Raw genomic sequence first — 16015 nt, 5'->3', positions numbered from 1 at the left:
CACCAGCACAAAACCAAAGAGTGACACGAAGAAAACGAAGACTTCGAATAGCCCTAGGCCACGCCGCACAGGTTAAAAATCAAGCTAGTTCGCCGCGACCAGCCGGGGAGTGGGCTCGAACTCCGCCCAGACGCGCTGGCCCATGCCGTCCCGCTCGACGCCCCAGCGGGTCGCCAGGCCGGCCACGATGTGCAGGCCCCGCCCGTCCGCCGCGTCGAGGCTGGCGGTGCGGATCCGTGGGCCGGTGGCCGCGCCGCCGTCGGTCACCCCCAACTGGATCCGTGGGCCGTCGGCGGACGGCCGCAGCCGCCAGGCCACCCGGACCACGCCGCCGGGCAGCGGGTGGGCGTGCCGGACCGAGTTGCCCACCAGTTCGGCGAGCACCGCGATCAGATCCGCGAGGAGCGCCGGGGGCACGACGTCCGCCAGGTCGTCGGCGAGCCGATGCCGGGCCAGTCGTGCGCCGGCGGGGTGATGGGGAACCACCACGCACCACGCCCGATCCCTCGCCGCCGTCGCCACCGTCGCCTCCACGTCGCGCCCTGCTGGTCAACCGCGCGGTAGCCGCACCTCTGCGACCGTACCGCCGTCGGTCCTCGGACGTAGGGATACCCATCCATTCTGCTGTTCAACGATCCGGCGGACGAGATAGAGGCCGAGCCCCGCTCCGGGGTAGCCGCGCCGGTCACCGGACTCGCCCTGCCAGAACCGGTCGAACGCCCTTTCCACGTGCTCCGGTCGGATGCTGATGCCGCGGTCGCTCACCCGGAACGCGACCAACTGACCGTCGACCCCGGCCGTGATCTCGATGGGGGACCCCGGCGGCGAGTACTTGCCGGCGTTGGTCACCAGCTCGGTCAGGACGGTGGCCAGGCTGGGACGGTGGCCGAGCGCCTTGGGCAGGTCGACGGGCAGGCGGAGCGTCAGCCGGTGCCGCAGCTCCGCCGGCAGGTCCACGACGGCCGCGCGCAGCGCCGCACCGAGGTCGAACGGGGTGGGCGGCTCGTCCGCGGGCCCCGTCTCGGCCGCCGAGGAGAGCAGTCGGTCGACCAACCGGGCCAGCTCGTTGGCGCGCTGCCCGATCACCCGGGCGGCCTGCCGCCGGTCGCCGTCGGTCAGTGACTCCCAGTGGTCGGTGAGGGTGTCCGCGTACCCCTTGATGACGGTGACCGGCGTGCGTAGCTCGTGGCTGGTCACCGCGACGAACAGCTCCCGGTCGTGATCGCGGCGCTGCTGGTCGGTGATGTCGCGGAAGGTGACCACCCGCAGCGCGCCCGGTCCGGGCAGGTCGCCGGAGGTGATGCGCAGCCAGCGCCCGTCCGGCAGCCGGTGGTCGCGGACCTGGCCGGCGGGCGGCAGCGGCAACGGCAACGGCCGGTTCAGGGCCTGGTCCGTCGTGCGGCCGGTGACCTGGACGGCGGCCGGATTCCACAGCCGGACGTGCCCGTCCCGGTCGACCACCGCCAGCCCGTCGGCGAGCGCCGCCACCACCGGCCCGTCGCCGTGCACCGGCAGTCCGCTCTGGTCGCCGTACATGTGGGCGACGCACGAGGCGAGGTACGCGATGACTCCCTGCTGCTCGGCGCCCGGCTCGTCGTCGCCCGGATAGAGGGCGTGCAGGCTGCCGACGGTGTGACCGCCGATCTCGGCCCGGGACACCACCATCCGGCGCAGGCCGCTGCCGGCCAGTTCGGCGGCGAGCTTGCCGCTCAGATCGGTCACCCGGACCTGGCTCACCCGGGGGCCGGAGAGCAGGCGGACCGTGTCCGGGTCGTCCGCCGCGAGCGGGCGGCCGAGCGCCCACTCCGCCGCGCCGGTGGCCGCGATCACCCGGCCGCCCGTGGGACCGAACTCGACGAACGCCATTCCGCTCGCGGACAGCGCCGGTTGGGCCATCCGGAGGAGTTGGGTGAGGACCGGCAGGCCCGCGTCCCCCGCATTGATCATCTCGATCACGACGGTGTGGCCGGCGAGAAGAGCGGGGAAGTCGATACGCTCCGGCATGTGCCGAGTCTGCCCCGCCGGCCCGGCTTTCGGCACCCCCGGTTGTCGCACAGGCGCCGGCTCGCTCGCCTCGACAGGCCCGTTCAGCGGTCCCGCCGGGCCAGGACGTGCGCCGGTCGGTCCGTGATGATCCCGTCCACCTCCCCGGCCAGCACCAGCTCCACGTCGGCCGGCTCGTTGACCGTCCAGACGTACACCTGGTTGCCGGCGGCGCGCAGCGCGGGCAGCAGGTGCGGGCGGGCCCGGAGCAGGCCGATGCCCGGGCCGGCGATGCGGGCGCCGAACGGCAGCCGGCCCAGCCGCAGCCAGGGTGGAAGCACCTCCAGCAGCAGCACCGTGGGCAGCGCCGGGGCCAACTCCCGGATCCGGCGTACGGCCAGCGGGGAGAACGACATGACGGTCACCTGGACCGGGTCGTCCGGTGCCGGATCGGCCAGCCCGTACTGCCGCAGCAGGTCGACCAGCCGCCGCTCCACCAGCGAGCCGAAGCGGGACGGATGCTTCGTCTCGACGAGCAACCGGACGGGCCGCCCGGCGGCGAGCACCGCGTCGAGCAGCCGGGCCAGGGTCAACAGCCGGGTGTGCGACTCGTCCGGCGGCAGGTCACCGCTCGATGCGCCGGCCGGATGCCACGAGCCGAAGTCCAGCGCGTCCAACTCGGCGAGGGTTCGCGCGCTGACCAGCCCGCGACCGTTGCTCGTACGGTCCAGTCGCCGGTCGTGTACGCAGACCAGATGACCGTCCCGGGTCAGCCGGACGTCGCACTCCAGGCCGTCGGCGCCCTCGTCGAGGGCGCGCAGGTACGCGGCGAGGGTGTGCTCCGGAAGGTCGTACGAGGCGCCGCGGTGCGCGAAGACCAGTGGCCCGCCCATCCCGCCCGCCTCAGATGACCTGGCCGGACTGCCCGTTCGCGTCGACCACTGGCCGGCCGACCGCTGCCCACTGGCGCATCCCGCCGTCGGCGTTGCGTACCTGACCCCAGCCGTTGTTGATCAGGTAGGCGACGACCTGGGCGGATCGTCCGCCGGAGCGGCAGATGACGGCGACGTCCCGATCGGTCGGCACCTCGGCCAGCCGCGCGGGCAGCTCCATCATCGGCAGGTGGTGGGCGGTGGGGGCGTGGCCCGCCGCCCATTCGTCAGCCTCCCGCACATCGAGCAGGTAGGTGTCGTCGGCGATCTCGGTCACGGGCACGGTGGGAACCTGGGGTCCGAACACAGGAAGCAACACTAGATCCTCGGCGGCCGGATCGGCACCGACCCGGCCGTCGCCACGGTCACAACCGGGTCACCCAGCGCGGGTTGGCCTGTGCCCAGTCCGGTACGCGAGTGCCCCGGACCGCCTCGAACAGCCCGTTGCCACCGTTGTCGAGCACCACGTACGAGACCTGGTCGATCATCTGCGGGGACGAGGGCACCTGGACGCCGCGCATCCCGTCGGGCGGCAGCGCGCGGAGCGCGAGGAGCAGATCCTCAAGGGGTACGCCGTTGGTGTCGACGGTCAACGAGCCGCCGACCGCCCGGAGCACCTGGTCCAGCTTCACCGGATTGTTGCGCAGGTCGGCGTCGCCGGCGCTGTCCAGCATCGCCCGCAGGAGTTGCTGCTGGTGGCGCTGCCGGTCGTAGTCGCCCCCGGGCAGGTCGTAGCGCTGCCGTACGTAGTCCAGCGCCTGTGCCCCGTTCATCCGCTGGCAGCCGGTCCGGAAGAGCCGGTTGGTGTGGATCGAGCGCACCTCGGTGTCGACGCACATCTGCACCCCGCCCAGGAGGTCGATCACCTTCCGGAAGCCGGAGAAGTCGATCAGCGCGGCGCCGTCGAACCGGATGCCGGTGAGCCGGTTCAGGGTGGTGGAGAGCAGTCGGGCGCCGGCCGATCCGCCGCCGCCGTGCTCGTACGCGGCGTTGATCTTGTCGGGGCCGCCGCCGAAGCCGTTCGCCGGGGGGATGGCGACCAGCAGGTCACGCGGGATGGAGACCAGGTACGCCGCACGTCGTCCGGCGGGTACGTGCACGATGAGGATGGTGTCGGAGCGCTGGTCCGGCTCGCTGCTGCCGGCGCGTTTGTCGGTGCCGATCAGCAGGTAGTTGAGCGCCCCGTCCAGGTTGGTCCGGTCGGTGCGGGCGTCGGCGTCGAGCAACTGCTCCTTGGTGACCGTACGGTCGTACCGGTGGGTCAGTGTCTTCAGGCCCACCACCGCGAGCCCGGCCAGCAGGACGAGGGCCAGTCCGATGCCGAGCAGGAGGCGTGGCCAGCGATCGCGGCGCGACCCGGCCGGGTGTGCCCGGCCGGCCGCGTTCCGTCCCCACCTGGACGTGACCGCCTCCCCGCAGCCGATACGTGAACCTTGCTCACGTCAGGCTACGGTCAGTGACGGGACGGTCGCCGGGCTTTGCGCGACTTGGCCACGCCCGGCCGTCACTTCCGGCCGGAGATCACCTCGGGGTGGCTGAAGACGAACTCGGCGAGCTTGTCCTGCTTGAGCGCCTCGAACATCGCCATCGTCTCCGCGTTCAACGCCTCACGGTTGTTGCCGTTGCCGTTGAAGCTGCCGTTGTTGGTCTTCAACATGGTCAGCTCGTTCGCGGTCACGCCACGCATCGTGAAGATGAAGTTCTCGATCGGCACGCCGCCGGTGTCCAGGACGAACGCCTTGCCGGCTGCCTTGATCAACGAGTTCATCTTGGCCGGGTTGGTCAGCATGCCGCCATCGGTGGCCTTGCGCGCCATCGCCTTGATCAGTTGCTGCTGGTTCTGCTGCCGGTCGTAGTCGCCGCCGGGGAGGCCGTACCGCTGCCGGGCGTAGTCGAGGGCGGCCCAGCCCTCCATCTCCTTGCAGCCCTTCTTGTGCACGACCGGGGTCATCGACTTGCCGGTCTTCTTGGCGTCGGCGTTCCACATCGGCTTGCCGTCGACGAACGACATGTGGTGCGACTTGACCTCGTGGCTGACGCAGATCTTGACCGTGCCCAGCGTGTCGATGACGTTCTTGAAGCCACCGAAGTTGATGATCGCCGCGCCGTCGAAGCTGACCCCGGTGAGGCGCTTGATCGTCTGGGCCATCAACTGGGCGCCACCCTCCCAGCCGCCGCCGTTGCGGGCGCCGGCCTGGAAAGCAGCGTTGATCTTGTCGGTGCCGCCGACGAAGCCGCTCTTCTTGAAGGGCGGGATCTGCGCCTCGGTGTCCCGGGGGATCGAGATCAGGTACGCCTGGTCGTGCGAGGCCGGGATGTGCAGGATGATGATGCTGTCCGACCGGACGTCGTCGGCGGCCCAGCGTTCCCGGGCGTCCACGCCGAGCAGCAGCATGTCGATCGGCCCGTCCAGGCTCGCGCCACCCTCGGCGTCGGTCTTGCCGGCGTCGCCGAGCAGGTTGCGCTGGGCGATGTCACCGGTGGCCTGACCGACCAGCACCTTCGTGCCGACGATCGCCACCCCGCTGCTGAGCATCAGCACCGCACCGAAGATCACGGTCAGGCGGGCCCAGAGCGGATCCTTGCGCCGGGGCCGCTTCTTCGCCGGTCCCTTGCCGCCCGTCCGGCCGTCGCCACCGCCCGGCGGACGACCGCCCGGACCACCGCCCGATCGGCCGGGCTGCACCGGTATGGACGCGGCGATCCGGCCGCTCTGCGCGGCGGATCCGGTGGACGAAGGGCGACGGCTGGCCTGAACCGGCATTCGTGCTCCAGCTCGTGATCAGGAGGGGGCGGCCCCACTGTACGTACATCAATTCGACTTTGCGAGTTCATCTGGACTCAATTGGGACGACAGGTTCCGTCAACCGTGCGATCGGTCGTACTCGATCACCGAAACGGTGAGTGGGTCTCACAATGGGTTGACCGCCGTGGCCCCCGCGCGCTCAGCCGCCGTCGGAGTTCTTCGGCGGATTGGCCTTCACCCAGTCCGCCATCGTGTCCGCCGACATGGCCTTGTACATCGCCAGCGCCTTCTCCCGGTCCGAGACCACCACCGACTCGCCGTTGATCGTGTCGCTGCCCGAGTTCGGGCTGGTCAGGAACGTGAGGTTCTCACCGCGCAGGCTCCGGAACTGCACTGCCATATTGGTCAACGAGAAGCCCTGGTCGACGGTCACCGCTGCGGTCACCGACTTGAGGAAGTCATTGAGCTTCTTCGGGTTCGCCAGGGTGCCGGTGCTGGCCGCCTTGTCCATCAGCGCCCGCAGGAAGTCCTGCTGGTGCCGCATCCGGGCGAAGTCGCCGTCCGGGAACTGCTTGCGCTGCCGGATCCAGTCCAGCGCCTCCGCGCCGTCCATGTGGTTGGTGCCCTTGGTGAACGTCCGGTACGGCTTGTGGATCGAGGTGATCGTCCGCTCCACCTTCAGGTCCACCCCGCCGAGGGCGTCGGTGACCTCCTTGAACCCGCCGAAGTCGATCGCCATGACGTGGTCGATCCGGACGTCGCTGAAACACTCGACGGTACGGACCGCCAGCGGCAGGCCACCGAAGGCGAACGCCGCGTTGATCTTCGCGCGCCGGCCGGAGCCGCAGTCCGCGCCCGCGCTCTCCGGGATCGGCACGTACAGGTCACGCGGGATGGAGACCAGGTACGCCTCCTTGTGGTCGGCCGGGATGTGCATCACGATGATCGTGTCGGCCCGCCACTGGCTCTTGGTGTCGACGGGCGCGTCCGGGTCCCGGGAGTCGCTGCCGACCAGCAGGATGTTCAACGCGCCGTCGACAGGCTTCGCCGGCCGGCCGCCGGTGATCTCCGCGAAGGGATCGGTGCGGGCCAGGTCGTTGTTGAGGTTGCGCGCGTACAGCCACGCGCCCAGGCCGCCGAGCAGCGCCAACACCAGCACCGCGATGCCCGCCACCAGGCCGATCCGTCCCCAGCGTGGGCGGGGACCACGCCGTCCCGACCCGCCGCGGCCACCCGGTCCCGTCGGCCCCGCCGGGCCGCCTGGGCCGATCTGCCGATCGTCGTACGACGGGTAGAAGCGCGCCTCGGCCGGACGCGCGCGTCCGGAGGCGCCCCGGTCGGGGCCGGGCACCGAGGCGCGCCCGGCGCTGCGGTGCAGGTACGGCTGGGGAACGCCGGCAGAGGTCGCTGACATGCAAATCAGGGTACGTAGCGGGAGCCACTACCGCCCTCAGGTGACACTCAGCGATCGGCGGTCCGCCGCGAGCCGGTTACCCTAGCCGCGCCCGGAAGTACTCGATCGTGCGTCGCAGGCCGTCCTCGGGCGTGACGGCCGGCTCGTATCCGAGCAGTTCACGGGCGAGGGTCAGGTCGGGCCGACGCATCTCCGGGTCGTCCGCGCTGCGCGTGATGTACGTCACCTCCGAGTTGCTGTCGGAGAGCGACACGATCAACTCGGCGAGTTGACGCATGGACATCTCGTGCTCGGTACCGCAGTTGACCGGGCCGGTCTCGGTCGAGTCGAGCAGCAGCAGGATGCCCCGCACCAGATCCTCGACGAAGCAGATCGACCGGGTCTGGTTGCCGGTGCCGTGCACGGTGATCGGCTCGTCGCGCAGCGCCTGGGAGATGAAGGTCGGGATGGCGCGACCGTCGTCCGGGCGCATCCGCGGGCCGTACGTGTTGAAGATCCGCACGATCGCGGCGTCCAGCCCCCGGTACCGGTGGTACGCCATGGTGGCCGCCTCGGAGAAGCGCTTCGCCTCGTCGTAGACGCTGCGGACGCCGATGGGGTTGACGTTGCCCCAGTAGGTCTCGCGCTGTGGGTGCTCCTTCGGGTCCCCGTACGCCTCGCTGGTGGAGGCCATCAGGAACCGGGCGCCGTCGGCGACCGCGCGGTCCAGCAGGTGCAGGGTGCCCACCGAGCCGACCCGGAGGATCTCCACCGGAAGCTGGGCGAAGTCGGTGGGGCTGGCCGGCGAGGCCATGTGCAGGATCGCGTCGAAGCGCTCGGTCAGCGCCGGGTGGTGCGTCGGCAGACCGTCGGAGAGGTCCGCCTCGACCAGGGTGAAGGTTGGCCGGTCCAGCAGGTGGGCGACGTTCTCCTTGGAGCCGGTGACGAAGTTGTCCAGGGCCACCACCGTGCAGCCCCGGGCGATCAGGGAGTCGACCAGGTGCGACGGGACGAAACCGGCGCCGCCGGTGACGAGAACGCGGTGACCGGAACCGAAGCGCTCAGCAACCTTCATGCCGGTCAGCCTACCGACCCCCCTGAACAGCGAGAGGCCCCCTGTTGACGCGTGGCGTCGACAGGGGGCCCAGCGCTTCGATCAGTGGGCGCCCGCGCCGGTGAGGGCGCGAACCTCCAGCTCCGCGTACTTGTCCTCGTCGTGCTCTTTCGATATGAGCGTGCCGACGAACCCGCAGAGGAACCCGAACGGGATGGACAGGATGCCCGGGTTGGACAGCGGGAACCACTGCCAGTCGTGGTCCGGGAACATCGACGTCGCCGCGCCCGACACGACCGGTGAGAAGAACACCAGCACCACGGCCGAGATCAGACCGCCGTAGATCGCCCACACCGCTCCGGAGGTGTTGAACCGCTTCCAGAACAGGCTGTAGAGGATCGCCGGCAGGTTGCCCGAGGCGGCGACCGCGAAGGCCAACGCCACGAGGAACGCCACGTTGAGGTTCTGCGCGTAGATCGACAGCAGGATCGAGATCGCGCCGATCACCAGGGCGGAGAACCGGGCGACCCGTACCTCCTGGCGCTCCGACGTCTCGCCCTTCTTCAGGACGTTCGCGTAGAAGTCGTGCGCCAGGCTGGACGAGGAGGCCAGGGTCAACCCGGCGACCACGGCCAGGATGGTGGCGAAGGCGACCGCCGCGATGATCGCCAGCAGGGCCGCGCCACCCAGTTCACCGCCGAAGAACTCCAGGCCGAGCGCCTCGGCCAACTGTGGCGCGGCGGTGTTGCCGGCCTTGTCCTGCGCGATGATCGCCGGACCACCCACCATCGCCGCCGCGCCGAAGCCGAGGGCCAGGGTGAGCAGGTAGAAGGTGCCGATGATGCCGATGGCCCAGAGCACGCTCTTGCGGGCCGCCTTGGCGGTCGGCACCGTGTAGAAGCGGATCAGGATGTGCGGCAGGCCGGCCGTGCCGAGCACCAGCGCGATGCCGAGCGACAGCAGGTCCATCTTGTTGTAGAACGTCTGCGTGGAGTTCCCGGCGACCTCCACGCCGTACCGCAGGCCCGGTTCCAGGAGTTTGTCGCCCTTGCCGGAGGCCGCGGCGGCGGCGCCGAGCAGTTCCGACAGGTTGAAGTGGAACTTGGCGAGGACCAGCACGGTCATCAGCAGCGCGCCGCTCATCAGCAGGAACGCCTTGACGATCTGCACGTACGTGGTGCCCTTCATGCCACCCACGGTCACGTAGATGATCATCAGGGCGCCGACCATGATGATGGTCGCCACCTTGGCGGTGGCCGCGTCCATGCCGAGGAAGGTCGTGCCCGGCTTGATGCCGAGCAGCAGCGCCACCAGCGCGCCGGCGCCCACCATCTGGGCCAGCAGGTAGAAGATCGACACCGTGATGGTGGAGACCGCCGCTGCCGTACGCACCGGACGCTGCCGCATCCGGAAGGCCAGCACGTCGGCCATCGTGTACCGGCCGGAGTTGCGCAGCAGTTCCGCGACCAGCAGGAGGGCCACCAGCCAGGCGACCAGGAAGCCGATCGAGTAGAGGAAGCCGTCGTAGCCGTAGAGCGCGATGATGCCGGCGATGCCGAGGAACGAGGCGGCCGACATGTAGTCGCCACCGATCGCCATGCCGTTCTGGAATCCGGAGAAGGACCGGCCGCCCGCGTAGAAGTCGGTAGCCGTCTTCGTCTGCCGGCTGGCCCAGATGGTGATGCCCAGGGTCACCGCCACGAACACCAGGAACAGCGTGATGGTCAGGTTGCGGGCCGTGTGGTTACCGGCCTCGGCCGCGAGGAGCAGGTCAGCCGCGTGGACCGTCATCGTGGGTCACCTCCCCGATCTCGGCACGGATCCGGTCGGCGACCGGGTCGATCTTCCGGTCCGCGTACCGGGAGTAGAGCCAGGCGATCACGAACGTCGAGACGAACTGGAGCAGGCCGAAGACCAGGGCAACGTTGATGTTGCTGCCGAACAGCTTCGTGCCCATGAAGTCCCGGGCGTACGCGGAGAGAATGACGTAGAGCGCGTACCACAGGAAGAACGCGACGGTCATCGGGAAGACGAAGCCGCGTAGCGCGCGGCGTAGTCCGGCGAACTCGTCCGACTGCTGCACGGCCAGGTACTTGTCCGCCTGGGAAGCGGTCGGCGCGGGTGTGTCCGTGGACATCTATGGATCACCACCTTCACAGGCGTCGGGGGTAGTTCCGCGCACCGTAGGAGGCACGCTCCCCGACGGGGAAGGTCGAGATCGACGCCGGTCGTCGAGTGCGCCGAGCGGTTGACTGGGTGCGCCGAGTGACCCACGTCACTCCGGTGACCGGTCGCGCTCCCAGGCCCCTGGTCAGCCCGGCAGCTCGTGGTACCGCCCCCGGTAGTGCAGCAGCGGCGTGGTGTCCTCGACCAGGTCGACGGCCTCGATGGTGGCCTCCACCAGCAGGCCCCAGCCGTACTCCCGGGCGGTGTCCAGCCGGCACCCCGCCCAGCCGCCGGCGTCGGACGGCACCGGCCCGTAGGGCGTGTCGGTCCACGAGCCGGTGGCGAAGAGCCCTCCCGGCGCCGGGAAGAGGCCGGCGAAGCGGTCGGCGAGTTGCCGATGTGGCGGCCCGAGCGGCGCGACGGCGAACCGACCGGCCTCCTCGACGGCGGCCCACAGGTCGGACTCCGGGTCGATCAGACCGAGCAGCCGGTCCGGTTCCCCCTCCGCGACAAGTGTCGACGAGACCGTCAGTCCCGCCGGGCCGGGCGCCGTCCAGAGGGTGACCGGCGAGGCGAGCCGTCCCCGCAGCCTGCGGGCCGGTGACCGCTGCCCGGTCGGCACCGCGAACGGGTCGGTGTGGTGGATCTCGGCGCCCGGCTCATGATTCACGTGAAACATTGTGCCGCCCCGTCCGCGCGCCCAGCCCAGAAAGCGTGCGTGCAGGTCGGCGGGTCGCCCGCTCAGCCGGGCGAGCTGATCGCCCGCCTCGGCCATCAGCGTGCCCAGGTAGAACAGCAGCGCCGTGCGGTCGTCCCGGTACTCGGCGAGCAACGCCAGCCGCGCCGGTTGGCAGGGCCAGTGCGCGCCGCAGCCCCGACACCGCCACAGCGGTCGCATCGGAAGGTGCGGCCGACTCACCCCGCGCCTCCGGCGGCTGGCGGGAGGCAATGCCTCAGTGAGCGTGATGCCGGTGAGTCATCAAGATGACGCACAGGCATCACGCTTGTGGGGATGGCAGGTCCCCGCGCGAGACGCGCCGCGCCGCTGCGTGCCGGTTCGATCGCGCCCGGCACGGCCGTCGTCGCCACGTTCCTCATCGAGTACGACCACCGCGTCCCGCCGCGACCAGGAACGAACCCGTGCACGGCTGACCTCCTCCCAGTGGATGCGAGGGCCGCCCCGATCGGGGGATGACCGGGGCGGCCCGACGCAGGACCGACCGCCGGGTCATCGCCTCCACCAGCCGGGCCGCGTGCTCTCCACCCTGGACGGCGCGGCGCGGACACGGGAGGATTCCAGGGCTTACTACGCAGCGCAGTCACGTACTTACCGGAGAGGTAAGGATGAACATCGAAATGTGGGTACGGGCGTTGAAGGCCGCCCGCGCCGGTGCCGACGTGTCCCAGGAGGCTCTGGCGACCCTGATCAGGTGGAGCCCTTCCACGGTGGCCGCCATCGAGACCGGCCGCCGCCGACCGACGATGGAATTCGCCGTGGCCGCCGACGAGGCCCTGGCCACCGGCGGCCTCCTCGCCGAACTCCTGTCGGCTGCCGATCGTCAGCGGTTGCCGACATGGTTCGTCCCCTGGCGTCATCACGAGGAGCACGCGATTCGCCTCTGCGAATTCGAGCCCTGCTTGATTCCTGGTCTGCTGCAAACCGAGGACTATGCCCGAGCGGTGATCTCCGCCGGGGGCCTGAACCCTGCCGATGTGGTGGATGAGTTGGTCGCCGTTCGACTCGATCGGCAGCGGCTCTGGCATCGCGCCGAGCCGCCCCAGTGCGTGTTCGTCCTGGACGAGGCCGCGCTGCGACGTCCGGTAGGCGGGCCTGCGGTACTCGATGCGCAGCTTGGCCGACTGATGGAACTCGCCACCATGCCGAGCGTCAGATTGCACATCGTCTCGCTCGACATCGGGGCCCATGTCGGGTTGACCGGTGGCTTCCTGCTCGCCGAACTCCCGGACGGCGAACGGGTGACCTATGTGGAAGACGTCGCCCGAGGACACGTCATCGACGATCCGGACGTCGTGCGTCTGATAGGTCGGAAATGGGATAGCCTGCTCGGCGAAGCGCTGCCCACCAGCGCCTCGCTGGATCTGATCCGGAAGCTGAAGGTGACTCCATGACCCTTGCTCATCCGCGTTGGCGAACGTCGACCAGGTCCGGCGACACAGGCGGCGCGTGCGTCGAGGTGGCGGACAATCTGCCGGGTGTCGTGCTGGTGCGGGACAGCAAGGATCGGTCCGGGCCGGTGCTCACGTTCAGCCCGTCGGCCTGGACCGGATTCCTCGCCGCCCACGCATCTCGCGGCCCGGCCGCCTAGCGGCGCGGCGTGACGGTGGCCAGCAGTTCCGGCTGACGCCGGTCGAGCACGTCACCGGCCAGGTACGCGCCGAGCAGCGCCGCACCCAGCCCGTACGCCGTGCCGAGCGGGAGGGCCAGCCAGAGCCAGGCGTCGCCGAGCAACGCGGCGGCCACCACCATCGGCACGCCGATGACCGCCGTGGTGATCATGGCGACCAGGGTGAGCAACCCCTTCGCCATGCCCGCACCGCTGTTCATCCCGAACGGGTTGCTCGTCTCCGGCAGCGAGTACGCCCCGAGCACCGACACGAAACTGCTCACCGCCAGTCCCGCACCGTAGGTGGCAAGCAGACTGCCCACCATCAGCCCGATCCACTCCGGTCGGCTGAGCAGCGCCGACAGCACCACTGCGATGATCGCCAGCATCGGCAGGACGTACAACGAGAAGGCGGTCATCCGCGCGCGTAGCTCGACGCGACCCGGCACGCCAGCCACGACGTTCGCGGCGTACGCGCTGCCGTCGAAGCCGAACTGGTTGGCCAGGGTGACCGAGGCGAGTACCCCGACGAAGAGCAGCGAGATGGTGACCACGACTGGTGAGCTGTCGCTGGCGGCCGCCGTGAACCCCGCGTTCTCGGACGCGAAGTCCCCGCCCGTGACGTTGACCAGGACGGGCACGAAGATGCCGACCACCGCGATGGTGATCAGGTTGGCTCGACGGCGGGCGTCCCGCCACCAGTAGCGGGCCTCCCGGGCGACGAGCGCGCCGAACCGGTCCCGCCGCGCCCAGGTGGCGGCCCGGGGAAAGAGTTGGGCGACCGCGCCGCCGTCGACGCTGCGTCGCGCCGGTGCCCGGCCGGCGGTCGCCGAGCCCACCATCGCCGACTCCAGCGACCGCGACCACCAGGCCAGCAGCGCGCCGATCGCCGCCAGCGTGATCAGCAGCTTGAGCGGGGCGGCCCACACCCGTCCCTGCGCCACGTCGATGCCGGCGGTCCACGGCGCCCCGAGCGGCGTCCACCCGAGCACCGACGCGGCTCCGGTCAGTCGGGTCCAGTCCGTCTGGCGCAGCGCCGCCAGGCCGAACACCTGCAACGGGCCGAGCAGCGCGGCGGTCACCGCCAGCAGCACGGCGGCCAGGTCGCGTACCCGACGGGACCGCAGCATGCTGGCGAACGCGCTGGTCACCGCGCGGCTCGCGGCCACACAGAGCAACAACCCGAGGAGTACGCCGAGCACGGCCACGACACCGGCGGACCAACCGCCCAGCGCCCAGGCGGTCAGTACCAGCCCCAGTGAGGCGATCGACGCCGCCAGTACCGGCACGCTGACCAGCGCGGCGGCGAACAGGCCGACGACAAGAGTGCGGCGCGGCAGCGGCAGCAGCGCGAACCGGGCCGGGTCCAGTGTCTCGTCAACCCCGAAGAAGACCAGCGGCAGCAGTAGCCAACCGAGCACCAGCAGGCCCCCGCCGGCCGCCGCGACCAGCACCGCGTACCGGCCGTTGCCCGTGATGCCCGGCGCGGCGAACAGGAAGAAGCCGCTGGCCGCGAACCAGAGGCCGACCAGCGCCCCGCCGACGAACATCGCGATCCGCCAGCCCTGGCCCCGGAAGTTGTTGCCCATCACCCGCAGCTTGAGCCGTACGAAGTGCCGCGCGGAGACCCGTCGCGCCGGAGGCGCGGGCGCGGTGGCCGCGGTGGCCGGGTTCACCGAGACAGCCATGACAACTCGTCACCGGTCGCGGTACGTCCGCCGACCACCTCGACGAAGACCTGTTCGAGCGACCGGTCGCCCTTGACGTCCGCGATCGTGCCGACCCGCTTGATGGTGCCCTGGGCCAGGATCGCCACGTGCGAGCACAGCCGCTCGACGACCTCCATCACGTGACTGGAGAAGACCACCGTGCCGCCGCCGGCCGCGTACCGGGTGAGAATGTCGCGGATCAGCGCCGCCGACACCGGGTCGACCGCCTCGAACGGCTCGTCCAGCACCAGCACCCGGGGCCCGTGCAGCAACGCGCAGGCCAGGCCGATCTTCTTCTTCATGCCTGCCGAGTAGTCCACCACCAGAGTCCGGCCGGCGTCGCCGAGCGCCAGGACGTCCAGCAGCTCCGCGGCCCGCTGGTCGACCACCGCCGGGTCCATCCCCCGCAGCAGCCCGTGGTACGCCAGCAGTTCCGCGCCGCTGAGCCGGTCGAATAGCCGGACACCGTCGGGCATCACGCCGAGCAACTGCTTGGCCGTGACCGGGTCGCGCCACACGTCCTGGCCGAGCACCCACGCCGAGCCGGCGTCCGGCCGTAGCAGGCCGACCGCCATCGACAGGGTGGTGGTCTTGCCGGCCCCGTTCGGGCCGAGCAGCCCGTAGAAGGACCCGGCCGGTACGTCCAGGTCGACACCGGCGACCGCGACCGTGCCGTCGAACCGTTTAGCCAGACCACGCAGCACGAGCGCGGGATGTTCACCAGTCATGGCCCGACGTTATCCGCCGCCCGCCAGATACGCCGTCCGGCGACCGGCGGATCCACGATCATTCCCATGACGTAGTCCCTGTTCCGGCGTAAAAGGCGTAGTCGTGCGAGCCGTCGACTTCTGAAGTAGTGTTGATGTCGTGTCGATGCCCTCGGAATCCGTGCCGTTCTCGGAGTTGCTGCGGCAGCCGGCCGAGACGACTGAGCGACTGGCTCGCGCTCGCGCCGTGCGTCTGCGCCGCCGGGACGCAGCCGATCTTGTCCTGATGTTGGCCGACCGGGCCGCGGCCGAGGGTGAGGTCGTGGATCTGACCGCCCGGTTGCTGGCCAGCGTGGTGCGCCGGGATCCCACTCTGGTGCGTGAGGCACTGCCGACCGTGCTGCCGTGGGTGCGCTTCCTGCCGCCTGAAGATCGCGAGCAGATGGCCACCGAGTTCGTGGAGACGGCGGAGGCGGCTGCGGCGGTGGGAAACACCGCAGCCCTGTCGCAGTTGCTCAGCCAGTGGCGGCACAGCGCCGAGATCCACGCCGACCCCGATCTGCACCGCGTCCTTGCCGCGCCCAGCTTCGACGACTTCGGGGCGGTGCCCCGCCCGACCGCCGAGTGAGCGCCAAGCGCGGCGATCGGGCAGCGCCACCACCCCGCCGTGGCGGTAACGCCCTGCGATTCGCCACCAACGACGCGGCCAAGGGCTGGGAGGAGCTGTGCCGTCAGGCCGCCGCCAATACCCGGGCCGCTTTCGACACCATCGAATCCGACCCCTGCCCGTCCCCGCCGACCAGCAGGCAGCACCCTCTCAAGGGCTCGCTCGCCACTGCCAGCCACAACGGGAAGACGCTGTCACAGTGGCAGTACGAGGTCACCGCCGGCGGTCGGATCTGGTATCTCCCCGACCACGACACCCGCATCTGCTGGGTCAAACACGCTGGCACGGGCCACCCCAGAGCCACCGACTGAAC

The 16015-nt window shown here is 70.4% G+C and carries 17 protein-coding genes; 4 read left to right on the top strand and 13 right to left on the bottom strand.

What is annotated here, in order from left to right:
* Positions 1–84: 84 nt before the first annotated feature.
* From ACLQ25_RS24200 to ACLQ25_RS24150, 11 genes are all read right to left on the bottom strand, one after another.
* Entirely contained in the window at positions 85–489 is a 405-nt protein-coding gene (locus ACLQ25_RS24200) for an ATP-binding protein (protein WP_425733079.1), read from the bottom strand.
* Between the two features lie 60 nt (positions 490–549).
* Entirely contained in the window at positions 550–2004 is a 1455-nt protein-coding gene (locus ACLQ25_RS24195; RefSeq protein WP_425733078.1) for an ATP-binding protein, read from the bottom strand.
* 83 nt (positions 2005–2087) lie between these two features.
* Positions 2088–2876, bottom strand: coding sequence for a glycerophosphodiester phosphodiesterase (locus ACLQ25_RS24190; RefSeq protein WP_425733077.1), 789 nt, complete (start codon positions 2874–2876; stop codon positions 2088–2090).
* Positions 2877–2886: 10 nt separating this feature from the next.
* The gene (locus ACLQ25_RS24185; RefSeq protein WP_425733076.1) at positions 2887–3222 is read right to left on the bottom strand and encodes a rhodanese-like domain-containing protein; all 336 of its coding nucleotides are present in this window, start codon (positions 3220–3222) and stop codon (positions 2887–2889) included.
* Between the two features lie 58 nt (positions 3223–3280).
* Entirely contained in the window at positions 3281–4198 is a 918-nt protein-coding gene (locus ACLQ25_RS24180) for an LCP family protein (protein WP_425733075.1), read from the bottom strand.
* Positions 4199–4419: 221 nt separating this feature from the next.
* The gene (locus tag ACLQ25_RS24175; protein WP_425733074.1) at positions 4420–5679 is read right to left on the bottom strand and encodes an LCP family protein; all 1260 of its coding nucleotides are present in this window, start codon (positions 5677–5679) and stop codon (positions 4420–4422) included.
* Between the two features lie 181 nt (positions 5680–5860).
* Positions 5861–7075: an LCP family protein gene (locus tag ACLQ25_RS24170; RefSeq protein WP_425733073.1), complete on the bottom strand. Its 1215-nt coding sequence runs from the start codon at positions 7073–7075 to the stop codon at positions 5861–5863.
* Between the two features lie 76 nt (positions 7076–7151).
* Positions 7152–8129: an NAD-dependent epimerase/dehydratase family protein gene (locus ACLQ25_RS24165; protein ID WP_425733072.1), complete on the bottom strand. Its 978-nt coding sequence runs from the start codon at positions 8127–8129 to the stop codon at positions 7152–7154.
* A gap of 81 nt (positions 8130–8210) precedes the next feature.
* Positions 8211–9899, bottom strand: a complete 1689-nt coding sequence (locus tag ACLQ25_RS24160; RefSeq protein ID WP_425733071.1) for a solute symporter family protein — start codon at positions 9897–9899, stop codon at positions 8211–8213.
* On the bottom strand, positions 9880–10245 hold the full coding sequence (locus tag ACLQ25_RS24155) for a DUF485 domain-containing protein (protein ID WP_425733070.1): 366 nt from the start codon (positions 10243–10245) through the stop codon (positions 9880–9882). The genes ACLQ25_RS24160 and ACLQ25_RS24155 overlap by 20 nt, the downstream gene beginning before the upstream one ends.
* 174 nt (positions 10246–10419) lie before the next feature.
* Positions 10420–11172 (bottom strand): flavin reductase family protein, encoded by a 753-nt coding sequence (locus tag ACLQ25_RS24150; protein WP_425733069.1) that lies wholly within the window; start codon positions 11170–11172, stop codon positions 10420–10422.
* A 446-nt stretch (positions 11173–11618) separates the two neighbouring features.
* On the opposite strand from ACLQ25_RS24150, the gene ACLQ25_RS24145 reads away from it, so the two are divergent.
* Both ACLQ25_RS24145 and ACLQ25_RS24140 read left to right on the top strand, forming a co-directional pair.
* Positions 11619–12404, top strand: coding sequence for a helix-turn-helix domain-containing protein (locus ACLQ25_RS24145; protein WP_425733068.1), 786 nt, complete (start codon positions 11619–11621; stop codon positions 12402–12404).
* Positions 12401–12601: a DUF397 domain-containing protein gene (locus ACLQ25_RS24140; protein WP_363660848.1), complete on the top strand. Its 201-nt coding sequence runs from the start codon at positions 12401–12403 to the stop codon at positions 12599–12601. Before ACLQ25_RS24145 ends, ACLQ25_RS24140 begins: the two co-directional genes overlap by 4 nt.
* Here the strand turns inward: ACLQ25_RS24140 and ACLQ25_RS24135 are convergent.
* Together ACLQ25_RS24135 and ACLQ25_RS24130 are read right to left on the bottom strand one after the other, a co-directional pair.
* Positions 12598–14307, bottom strand: coding sequence for an ABC transporter permease (locus tag ACLQ25_RS24135; RefSeq protein ID WP_425733067.1), 1710 nt, complete (start codon positions 14305–14307; stop codon positions 12598–12600). The genes ACLQ25_RS24140 and ACLQ25_RS24135 overlap by 4 nt on opposite strands.
* On the bottom strand, positions 14292–15056 hold the full coding sequence (locus ACLQ25_RS24130; RefSeq protein ID WP_425733066.1) for an ABC transporter ATP-binding protein: 765 nt from the start codon (positions 15054–15056) through the stop codon (positions 14292–14294). The genes ACLQ25_RS24135 and ACLQ25_RS24130 overlap by 16 nt, the downstream gene beginning before the upstream one ends.
* Positions 15057–15201: 145 nt before the next feature.
* Between ACLQ25_RS24130 and ACLQ25_RS24125 the strand changes: the two genes are divergently transcribed.
* Positions 15202–15663, top strand: a complete 462-nt coding sequence (locus ACLQ25_RS24125; protein WP_425733084.1) for a hypothetical protein — start codon at positions 15202–15204, stop codon at positions 15661–15663.
* Positions 15660–16013 carry a hypothetical protein gene (locus ACLQ25_RS24120; protein WP_425733065.1) on the top strand — a complete coding sequence of 118 codons (354 nt, stop codon included), beginning with the start codon at positions 15660–15662 and terminating at the stop codon, positions 16011–16013. The genes ACLQ25_RS24125 and ACLQ25_RS24120 overlap by 4 nt, the downstream gene beginning before the upstream one ends.
* The last annotated feature ends 2 nt before the right edge of the window (positions 16014–16015 follow it).

This window comes from Micromonospora sp. DT44 (assembly GCF_049841635.1).
In the GTDB taxonomy this organism is placed as follows: domain Bacteria; phylum Actinomycetota; class Actinomycetes; order Mycobacteriales; family Micromonosporaceae; genus Micromonospora.
This window is presented reverse-complemented; position numbering and strand designations above follow the sequence as displayed.